This is a genomic window from Vibrio sp. SSH13-20, assembly GCF_040104475.1.
GTDB classification, from domain to species: domain Bacteria; phylum Pseudomonadota; class Gammaproteobacteria; order Enterobacterales; family Vibrionaceae; genus Vibrio; species Vibrio harveyi.
Map to the genome: position 1 here is coordinate 19,718 of NZ_JBECOU010000016.1, position 9,456 is coordinate 29,173.

General features: G+C 39.7%; 11 protein-coding genes and 1 pseudogene. All 12 read left to right on the plus strand.

Annotated elements, in window-relative coordinates:
- Window positions 1-33 precede the first annotated feature (33 nt).
- The 12 genes and pseudogenes from ABMY42_RS25270 (at window position 34) to ABMY42_RS25325 (ending at window position 9,218) form a co-directional block, all read left to right on the plus strand.
- On the plus strand, window positions 34-768 hold the full coding sequence (locus ABMY42_RS25270) for a hypothetical protein (RefSeq protein WP_349266920.1): 735 nt from the start codon (window positions 34-36) through the stop codon (window positions 766-768).
- 140 nt (window positions 769-908) lie between these two features.
- Entirely contained in the window at window positions 909-1,541 is a 633-nt protein-coding gene (locus tag ABMY42_RS25275; protein ID WP_140116585.1) for a hypothetical protein, read from the plus strand.
- 177 nt (window positions 1,542-1,718) lie between these two features.
- The gene (locus tag ABMY42_RS25280; protein ID WP_140095693.1) at window positions 1,719-2,114 is read left to right on the plus strand and encodes a hypothetical protein; all 396 of its coding nucleotides are present in this window, start codon (window positions 1,719-1,721) and stop codon (window positions 2,112-2,114) included.
- 162 nt (window positions 2,115-2,276) lie between these two features.
- Window positions 2,277-3,140, plus strand: a complete 864-nt coding sequence (locus tag ABMY42_RS25285; protein ID WP_349266921.1) for a hypothetical protein — start codon at window positions 2,277-2,279, stop codon at window positions 3,138-3,140.
- 12 nt (window positions 3,141-3,152) lie between these two features.
- Window positions 3,153-3,255 (plus strand): annotated as a pseudogene (locus tag ABMY42_RS25290) (DUF3265 domain-containing protein).
- A 95-nt stretch (window positions 3,256-3,350) separates the two neighbouring features.
- Entirely contained in the window at window positions 3,351-3,599 is a 249-nt protein-coding gene (locus ABMY42_RS25295; protein WP_005495245.1) for a hypothetical protein, read from the plus strand.
- Between the two features lie 744 nt (window positions 3,600-4,343).
- Complete coding sequence (locus tag ABMY42_RS25300) at window positions 4,344-5,444, plus strand: Shedu anti-phage system protein SduA domain-containing protein (RefSeq protein ID WP_349266922.1); 1,101 nt, start codon at window positions 4,344-4,346, stop codon at window positions 5,442-5,444.
- Window positions 5,445-6,126: 682 nt separating this feature from the next.
- Complete coding sequence (locus ABMY42_RS25305) at window positions 6,127-6,738, plus strand: hypothetical protein (protein ID WP_009696108.1); 612 nt, start codon at window positions 6,127-6,129, stop codon at window positions 6,736-6,738.
- Window positions 6,739-6,874: 136 nt separating this feature from the next.
- On the plus strand, window positions 6,875-7,198 hold the full coding sequence (locus ABMY42_RS25310; RefSeq protein ID WP_349266923.1) for a hypothetical protein: 324 nt from the start codon (window positions 6,875-6,877) through the stop codon (window positions 7,196-7,198).
- A gap of 134 nt (window positions 7,199-7,332) precedes the next feature.
- Window positions 7,333-8,019, plus strand: a complete 687-nt coding sequence (locus ABMY42_RS25315) for an HAD family hydrolase (RefSeq protein ID WP_349266924.1) — start codon at window positions 7,333-7,335, stop codon at window positions 8,017-8,019.
- Window positions 8,020-8,175: 156 nt separating this feature from the next.
- Window positions 8,176-8,646, plus strand: coding sequence for a GNAT family N-acetyltransferase (locus tag ABMY42_RS25320; RefSeq protein WP_349266925.1), 471 nt, complete (start codon window positions 8,176-8,178; stop codon window positions 8,644-8,646).
- Window positions 8,647-8,795: 149 nt separating this feature from the next.
- Window positions 8,796-9,218, plus strand: a complete 423-nt coding sequence (locus ABMY42_RS25325; protein WP_065767849.1) for a hypothetical protein — start codon at window positions 8,796-8,798, stop codon at window positions 9,216-9,218.
- The last annotated feature ends 238 nt before the right edge of the window (window positions 9,219-9,456 follow it).

Below are 9,456 nucleotides of genomic sequence, written 5' to 3' on the forward strand. Positions count from 1 at the left end.
GGCGTTATGCCTTACAAAGAAAAAGGATGCACAATGAAAATAAAAGATTATGCTCCAGAAGTTCTAGGCATTATTGCGGGTATAGGGGTTCTAAACCTGTGGTATATGTCTGGTGTTGTAATTTCTAATGAGGTCGTGCCTATCTCATACACGTACATACTCAACGCCGTAATAGCTGTAAGTGGTGCGTTTTTTGGTGCTTGGTCAGCTTTCGTATTTAACAATCGTAGCGATAGAGCGAAAGCTAAAGCGAAGAATGTAGAAAATTTGAATCACGCATTATTCGTATCCCTCCAGCAGATTAACTCTTTATCCTTACTTAAACGCTATATTGAACCATTTGAAAACGATCCTTGTCGAGCTATAAACCTCGGCGCGACTTATGCTCAAAGCAAATACGACTTCAAGCTAGAAAGCTTGAATTTTATTATGCCACTAGCCCCCACTTTACTTATGGATATCAGTGTTGAACAAGGGCGTTTTGATAGTGCTATTTCCATATTTAATATGCGCAGTGACTTCCATTCCAGTGAGTTACAGGTTGCACTAAATGATGCTGGTTTTTCTATCGCTGACCCAACGGAACAGCAGTTGATAGACAGTATAGGTCCAAGAATGACTTACACAGCAATCAAGCTAACAAATGAAGTTTTTCAACATATTTACCTATCAGTTGAAAGCTCCAAAGAACTACATGAAAAATTGTATGTATTTGCAACAAGTTTGTACCCAGAAGAGGTTTTCATAAAATATGTAGAACAGGCATAACAAACTGTTTAAGAGTGATTCGCAACGCGTGGCATTTTTACTATGCGTTGCGTTTAGTGTTTAAGGTGGTATGCGGCGGCATCGGTATTGCGTTGCTCACACCTTAACAGGGCGTTAGGGCTCTCGTTTTAGGAAAGTAAATGGAACAAATATTAATTAATGAAGTTGCGCAGTATGCGATAACAGGAATCGCAGTCGTATTTTCTGTCTTCTCTATAATTGGTGCTTTTAAGTCCGGAGCTTTGACTAAGGTGCGCCTTGGTCAGTTCGAGATTGCTGCTGATGATAGCGATAAGCAGAGAATACGAACCTCAATTGAACAATCCGTGAGCGGGAAGAGCGAAGTCCCCTTTGAAGTCGAGCAGCTAACAAACTATTACTCTCAAGTTTTATCGCAGTCGAAAATAGCATTTTGGTTTTCTCTTGTGTTTGCATCGCTTGGCTTTGTTGCAATTGTTCTCGCTGCTTTTTTATATACCTCAGAATCAAGCGGCACCACGATCGCGCAGTTTGTTGCTGGAACCATAATGGAAGCAGTAGCAAGTTTGTTTTTTGTACAGTCCAAAAACTCTCAAAAATCAATGGGGGATTTCTTCGATAAATTACGGAATGACCGACTACATCATGAGTCTCGAAAGCTATGCGATGATATACAAGACAAAAATGCACAAGACGCGTTGAAACTGCACTTAGCACTTCACTATGCTGGAGTACCAAACGCCGAATCTACAGCAAAACACATCTCTGAAACATTGTTGGGTAACAAGCCCTAACAAAGCATTTAAGAGTGATTCGCAACGCTTGGCAGTTTCGCTTCGCTCAAGTATAGCCAAGCGCCGCTCACACCTTAATGCGGCGTTAGCAATATTAATCGTAACAATAGATGATTTAAATTGAATGGATTTGGGTGGTAAATATAATTTCCGCCCTTTTTATTCAATAAGTCAAAAATGAAAAAACTAACAATTTGCTCTTTACTTATGGGCTCTTTATTTGTGTCAGGTTGTTCTACGATTACCAACGGTTCTAATGAGCAAATCTCATTTAGCTCTCGTGAAGAGGGGACTAAGTTATTTGTTGACGGTAAATACTATGGAAAGGATCACGCGAGTATTACAGTGCCGCGCGGTGATGCTCACACTGTAGTTGCTCAGAAACCTGGATGTGAACAAACGTCAGTTACTACAGATTATAGTTTTCAATGGGGTAAAAGTCTGTTCCTTAATGTTCTAATCGACTTTGGTATTATCTCAATTCCGACAGACCTGCTGACAGGCTCTGCGTGGAAAACAGATTCTTCTCATTACGAAGTTACGCCAAACTGCCCAGTAGATCCTGCTAGCTAAGGTCATAAGCTGTAAGAATATTGCTAACAAACTGTTTAAGAGTGATTCGCAACGCGTGGCATTTTTGCTATGCGTTGCGTTTTGCGGTTAAGGTGGTATGCGGTAGCGTTGGTATTGCGTTGCTCACACCTTAACAGGGCGTTATATTTCAAAGGGGGATTTGTGGAACAATTAGTATTAGTAAAGATAGTTGACGATACAGTTAACCGGATTAAAGAAATTTCACCGTCTGATTTAGAGCTACTAAACAACGCCAAGGTATCAATCTTTGACTTCAACAGAGAGTATCAGCTGATTGACTATGTGAATGAAAATTACAACTCGTTCCTACGCGAGTTATCTACAATGGTGAACGATTTTAATTCAAATGATTATGCTTTAAGTCCATTTATATACGATGAATTTATTCGGTTTATCAATCGTAATATTTTAAATGTTCTGACATCTATGAGAACTCTGACAGACCATCTAGAAACGAAGGTCAAGCGAAAATATGGTGAACAATCGCCAGAATGGTCAGAATTAAAAAAGCAAATGTCATATGCGTTCGATACTGATTTTTCATATAGTTTTGCCAGCAAGCTTAGGAACTTCGTACAACATTGCGGTATGCCACCTATTCATTTTAAGTTTAAAAATGAATTTTCTAGCAGTGAACTCCAAAGTTCGATATCGCTAGAATTTAATCGAGATAAATTGCTAGAAGGATTCGCAAAGTGGGGCACAATCGTAAAACCAAAATTACAAAAGCAGCCCGAGTTTTTCTGTGTATTTACTTTCCTTGATTCTTTGGTCAATACATTATTTGGTGTATTTGCTCGCTTTATGAAAGAAACGAAATTTTCTGAGGTGCAAGCCTCAAGAAATTGGATGTTAGAGTATATTGGTGAGCCTTTAGGTTACCAAGGTAATGAGTATGCAATTGGTCGTATCGTCCCTAATGACGACAAATCAGTCTCTATGGACTTTTCCTGGATTCCTGCATCATTATTTACAAAAGTAGAACAAATAGAGCTGCACTTATAGAAATATAACAAACTGTTTAAGAGTGATTCGCAACGCGTGGCATTTTTACTATGCGTTGGTTTTAGTGTTTAAGGTGGTATGCAGCGGCATCGGTATTGCGTTGCTCACACCTTAACAGGGCGTTAGCCTTCTCGGTGGAATGGGTTTGTTGTTGCATAAAAATAACTTTACCAGATAAAATGCTTTACCTTTCATAAATATCTGACAAATATGAAATTAATTCATACCAAACACAAAGAAATCATCGATAAGGTTGAGGCGTTAAAATGCGATGGGTACCCATTGATCACCAAAGAACAAGAGTTGACGGATTTTCTCAATAAATTAATGCCTGATGTCGATGGTGATATCAAGGATCAGTTAGTCGAGCACTTTGTTGAGGGTAAACCGGTCGATTGGAGTTCTTATGTGCCAATTTTATTACAAGTAATAACGCATCACTTTGAGTCCAAAGGCTAACAATCTGTTTAAGAGTGATTCGCAACGCGTGGCATTTTTACTATGCGTTGCGTTAGGTGTTTAAGGTGGTATGCGGAAGCATCGGTATTGCGTTGCTCACACCTTAACAGGGCGTTAGTTTGCAAGAGGAAAAACGCAGCTATATCGCAAGATCTAGTGGTAAAAGCTCAAAGTTGAAATTGTCGTATCGGCGTTCAATTTCAGTGTTAACTAGCGTGGTGAAAATTCAAAATTGGCATCGTTTCAACGGTTGATTTGTTTTTTGGTGCGGCGACTTTTGGTTTACCTGAGTCGAACTTTTTTGCTGAAACTCTGCTCGTTGAGTTTGCTGGTACAAAAGCCGTACTACTCGCTGAAATAGCGCTTTTTCTGGTGTGGTAAGTTCATGTGGTTTCAGTGGCTTTGTTGAAAGTCCGCATTGTGAGATTGGTTTTCCAAAAGCGCTTTTTGGTGTTGTTAGTTCGTTTTCTGAGGCGTTGTTTGTTCCACGTGGTTTCATTGAGTAGCCGCTTTGAGGCTACGCCTGACTTAAGTGCATCAAAACACATAAAGTTTATTGTTTGCAAAGTTTAAAATAACGTAAAATCAAAACTTTGAGTTTGCAAACTAACAAACTGCTCAAGAGGGATTCGCAACGCGTGGCATTTTTACTATGCGTTGAATTTAGTGATTAAGGTGGTATGCGGCGGCTTCGGTATTGCGTTGCTCACCCCTTAGCAGGGCGTTAAGTACTCGGAGGTAGTTGTGAGTCGGTTAGATAAATGGAAAGAAGAACAAAGAGTTCTCACAATGCTAGTTGGTGAAAATGAAGAACTAGCAAAACAGATTGATTCTGTCCGTTGTAATGATGCAGACTCTCCGTCTTTAAGTGAGTTTGATATTATAAAGTCGGCAAAAGAGCTGATATATTCAAATGTGAATGGTAAAAGAACAATTCATATCATTTCCTATGTGTTTGATTTGAAAAGAGGTGAAATTTCATTAGGTCATATCTTAGATTCAGAATTGAGCGAAGACTGTGAAGACGATATTTTGAGTACTTTAGCAATAGCTGCATTAGAAGAAGTTCCTGTATATGCAAATACTCCAGAATGTGAAGAGGAGTTGGCAGATTTTCATAGAAAGATGATTGAAAGTGGTTTTGATGTGCAAGGAACTAAATATAGATTAACAGCTCGCCAAAGTGATGAATTTAAGGATGCAAAGAAGCTAATTTCTAGTATCGATTCCTCGAAGTACTATTCACCTTCAGATATTTCGATCATCAGGAAAACAATTAAAGACGAACTTTCGAACTTAGAGCATGCCGACAGGTTGCTATTTAGTTTGCAACTAGCGCTAGATGAACTACTCGCATTGTTGGATACCGAAAAAAGAAATGAAAACGCGATACAATCACATTTATCACAAAACCCTATTCTGTTTGGCTTAGAGTATCGCAAGGTTATACCAAAGCATCGTCTTGGAGCTGAATATGAAACCGATTATGCTCTAGAAAAATATGATGGTACTTATGAAGTCGTAGAATTAGAATCCTCGAATCTTCAAATCTATACAAAAGCAGGTAACCCATCGTCCCACTTAGTTCATGCAGAGCAACAAGTTTTGGACTGGCTAGATTGGATAGAAAAGAATAACCCCTATGCTAGAAATTCATTGAATGGACTTTATTCTCCTTCTGGCTTTATCGTCATCGGAAGTCGTGAATCTTTGTCTGAAAGTGACTTGAGTCGTCTACGTCGAAGGAACATATTCTTTTCTGGGAAAATTAAAATTATGACATATGAAGACCTGTATGACCGCGGGTTGGATATATTGATGCGCCTAAAAGGAGAGCGTACTTAACAATCTGTTTAAGAGTGATTCGCAACGCTTGGCATTTTTACTATGCGTTGCGATTAGTGTTTAAGGTGGTATGCGGCGGCGTCGGTATTGCGTTGCTCACACCTTAACAGGGCGTTAGGCAAGGTATGGTGAGTTTCTCATTTCTATTCTTCTTTACTCACTTTGGCTATTCGCTTTTCGATGTCGGCAATTCAGTATTGCCGGCTCAAATTCTTGAATCTATCTAGCTCCCAAACACGCCAAGTTTCGTGGGTTGCCTCATTGCTTTTCAGCTTGGGTATGTGGTGAGTTTCGCTGGCTTAAAATGTGGAAAGGGCAAGTTTATCAAAGCTTTAACTTTTGTTGCTAGATTGCCGCTTTGAATTTAGGTGGCTCAAAAGCAGCTTTGTTGTTGAGGCTCTGCATTTAGTGCTTGTTGGAATCAAAGCTATAACATAGTGACTTCGGTGGTTCTTGAATCACAAATATTCAGTGGGTAATTGGTTGCTTATTGGTTTTAAGGTATTGTGTATTCAATTAGGTTAGTGGGTACACGGAAGTCTTGCCTAACAAAGCGTTTAAGGCAGATTCGCAACGCTTGGCGGTTTCACTTCGATTTAGCTTCTGTGTTTAAGGCGCAATAGTTTAGTTCGGTGGTGGCGTTGCTCACTACTTAACGCGGCGTTATGCCTCAGGAGAAAAAATGGAAGATATTCTCACGATTTTAAAGGTTTGTAGTGCAGTGGTAGCAATTATTGCAACTTTGATTGGTGTACTAAATTTCAAGTTTACACGCCGCTCGGCAATGATAGCGGAGTATCAACATGCTAGAGCTTTTCTATCTGAGGTCGACACTTTACATCCTTACGCAAAAGACCTTGGCTTTTACACGATCGCAGGTAGTAGTTACGTAAGTTCTGCGGAAATTGAATATGCTATAAGCCTCGAAAACCCAGTTAAGTCTTTAAAATGTTATGTTAAAGGTAGAAAGTACTTTATTCCGTTTAATGAGCTTAAGTATCCCAAGCTAAAATTTAAGCCAAAATACGAGTCTCAACGAAAAAGAGTGTTCTTAACCTATTTTTATATGGTCATGTATTTCTTAATGGCTTTTGTTGCCATGTCTCCAGCTATTCTTTCCCAGTTTATAGATTATTCGTCTCTTACTGACTACGTTTCGCTATTATTGGTTAGCTTGGTGGCATTCGGATACCTCGCGTACGAAATGCTGCAACGTCATCTAGAAATATACTTTGCGCAGTTCTTGTTTGATTCACAAGAAGTACACCGAGATCTAAAGGTAGTAAAGGCATAACAAACTGTTTAAGAGTGATTCGCAACGCGTGGCATTTTTACTATGCGTTGGTTTTAGTGTTTAAGGTGGTATGCAGCGGCATCGGTACTGCGTTGCTCACACCTTAACAGGGCGTTAGGTGAAATAGAGGGTATAAATGGGTAAATTTGATCGCGAAATTATGGTCATTCTAAAAGATGTATTCCAGTTGAAATTTGTTAAACCAATGGAGTCAGACCATAACTTACGCATTTGGATGATTCGAATGACTTTTGGATTATCAATGTTTGGGCTTATAGGGCGAGGAGTCCTGATTTTAGCTGGGCATGAGATTGCGCCTGACTATTCCTCAATAGTTAATACCCCAATTGCGTTTTTTTTCACTCTGTTATTTTTGCATATAAATAACGAGATTGAAGATACAAGTATCATTATGTTTGTACTAACTTGGCTTTCATTAATGTTAGCCTTGTATGTGTAGGTCGGATTTCACCTAACAAAGCATTTAAGACGGATTCTCAACGCTTGGCGGTTTCAGTCTAGTTCGGCTTCAATGCTAAATGTGGCAAGGTTTAAGGTTGGGTGGTCGCGTTGTTCACCACTTAATGCGGCGTTATGCGTAATGAAGACAAGGATAGTCTGTTGAACATAATATTTGATTTAGACGATACATTGCATGACAAAAGTGCCTCTCTTAAAAGCTATGCTGATGAGCTTTTAAATACAACGTTGAATAATCTAGAGATACCGGCACAGCGGTTTGTTAGTGAGTTTATTGCTCAAAACAATATCATCCAACCTAAAACTCAAGTTTTTAGCGTATTAGCTGAATGCTTTAACTTTTCGCCAAAACTTGAGCGAGAGCTATTGCTAACCTTTGACCGCTCCTTCCATGAGTTTTCAGTTCCTTTCGATGGTGCGCTGGAGACATTAGCAGTATTGAAAAATAGTGGTGCTTCTATCGGCTGTATAACGAATGGTAGAGACTTTTTTCAAAAGCGTAAAATTGCAGCTTTAGGGCTTGATGAGTACTTTGATTTCACAATTACATCAGGCGGTGTTGGTGTTAAAAAGCCCGATTTAAGTATCTTTAAAATGGGTTTAAGTAAATTTAGCGACAGCGGCAAACAGGTGTGTTTTTGCGGCGACAGTTTGTCATCTGATATGGCTCCCGCGAAAAACTTGGGTCTTGTGACATTGTGGAAAACTGAAAAGTTGTATAAACCAGACTACGTTGACCATAGTTTTTCTACTTTTCAAGAGTTTGATCAGTTATGGCGAAAAACGTTAGTTTACGCATAACAATCTGTTTAAGAGTGATTCGCAACGCGTGTCATTTTTATTATGCGTTGCTTTTAGTGTTTAAGGTGTTATGCGGAAGTATCGGCATTGCGTTGCTCACACCTTAACAGGGCGTTATGTAGCCGCGAGAGGGCGGTAAGTTAAAAGGATTTATATATGTTAAATATTCGGCAAGCTCGCATTGAAGATATCAGTATTATCAAGAAACTACAGTTTCAGCTTAATGAGTATCATCAAGCAAATTTACCTGATGACTTTTTATCACCGGAAGAAATTGAACAAAAAATAGACCTACACAAGATAATCAAAAGTGAAAGCTCGATTTTTCTGGTAGCCGAAAGCAAAGGGCAGTTAGTAGGTTTTGTTTTTGGTGAGCTATGGGTTCGTAAGTCTTGGACTCTCAAAGAGCGAAAGATCGCAAACGTTGAACAGATTGTTGTGGATTCATGCTTTAGGAGTCAAGGTGTTGGAGTGGCGCTAATAGAGGCATTTGAGGAAAGGGCTATTTCTAACGGCGGAGAAGAGCTGTGGTTAGAAGTATATTCTTTCAATGAATCAGCTCTAGCTTTGTATCGCAAAGCTGGTATTGAGCCCAAGATCCAAATTGGACAGAAAGCATTAACCTGAAAGTCGGCTACATAACAAATTGTTCAAGAGTGATTCGGCACGCGTGGCATTTTTACTATGCGTTAGTTCTAGTGGTTAAGGTGGTATGCGGAAGCTTAGGTATTGCGTGCCTCACACCTTAACAATGCGTTATGTTTTACGAGGAAGTTATGAGTGATTTGGTTGAACAGAAAGCATCTCAAAAAGTACTAGATGCAGCCTTGAAGGTCTTAGAAGCTAGCTCGCCTGTTCTTAGTGCATTGACTGGTGTCGTTATTGAATCGGCAAGAGAAACTGAAAGATTGCACGGCTCAGGCGAGATTGAGGCGCTGGACGCTGAAGCGAGAAAGCAAGCTATCGCTTTAAACATGGCAAAAATGCAAGCAGCAGTTGCTCAAGAGCTGGCAATAGCTGAACGTATTAAAAATGCACACGAAGTTGAAATTGAAGAATACTATGAAGGTACAGGAAGTGGTGGTTTGAATGCTTCCGGTAATTTAGACGGTGCTTCTATCAGCTTGGGTGGTGGTAGTCATAAGGTTACTAAGCGCGTCTACCGTTTTACAGGTGGCAATAGTCAAGAACAAACATAACAAACTGTTCAAGAGGGATTCGCAACGCGTGGCATTTTTACTATGCGTTAGTTTTAGTGATTAAGATGGTATGCGGCGGCTTTTGTATTGCGTCGCTCACCCCTTAACAGGGCGTTAGTCGCCAGAAAAAGCTAGCGGTCAAAATCATGTTTCTAAGCTCAAAACTTGGCTACTGGTTGTTTGATTCATAGCTCCATCTTCGACGGTCAAAGCTCAGTTTCATCGGTTCTAGAACAAT

Excerpts from the sequence above, each read along its gene's own strand:
- ABMY42_RS25270 (WP_349266920.1), top strand. The coding sequence starts at position 34 with ATGAAAATAAAAGATTATGCTCCAGAAGTTCTAGGCATTATTGCGGGT.
- ABMY42_RS25275 (WP_140116585.1), top strand. The coding sequence starts at position 909 with ATGGAACAAATATTAATTAATGAAGTTGCGCAGTATGCGATAACAGGA.
- ABMY42_RS25280 (WP_140095693.1), top strand. The coding sequence starts at position 1,719 with ATGAAAAAACTAACAATTTGCTCTTTACTTATGGGCTCTTTATTTGTG.
- ABMY42_RS25295 (WP_005495245.1), top strand. The coding sequence starts at position 3,351 with ATGAAATTAATTCATACCAAACACAAAGAAATCATCGATAAGGTTGAG.
- ABMY42_RS25305 (WP_009696108.1), top strand. The coding sequence starts at position 6,127 with ATGGAAGATATTCTCACGATTTTAAAGGTTTGTAGTGCAGTGGTAGCA.
- ABMY42_RS25310 (WP_349266923.1), top strand. The coding sequence starts at position 6,875 with ATGGGTAAATTTGATCGCGAAATTATGGTCATTCTAAAAGATGTATTC.
- ABMY42_RS25315 (WP_349266924.1), top strand. The coding sequence starts at position 7,333 with ATGCGTAATGAAGACAAGGATAGTCTGTTGAACATAATATTTGATTTA.
- ABMY42_RS25320 (WP_349266925.1), top strand. The coding sequence starts at position 8,176 with ATGTTAAATATTCGGCAAGCTCGCATTGAAGATATCAGTATTATCAAG.
- ABMY42_RS25325 (WP_065767849.1), top strand. The coding sequence starts at position 8,796 with ATGAGTGATTTGGTTGAACAGAAAGCATCTCAAAAAGTACTAGATGCA.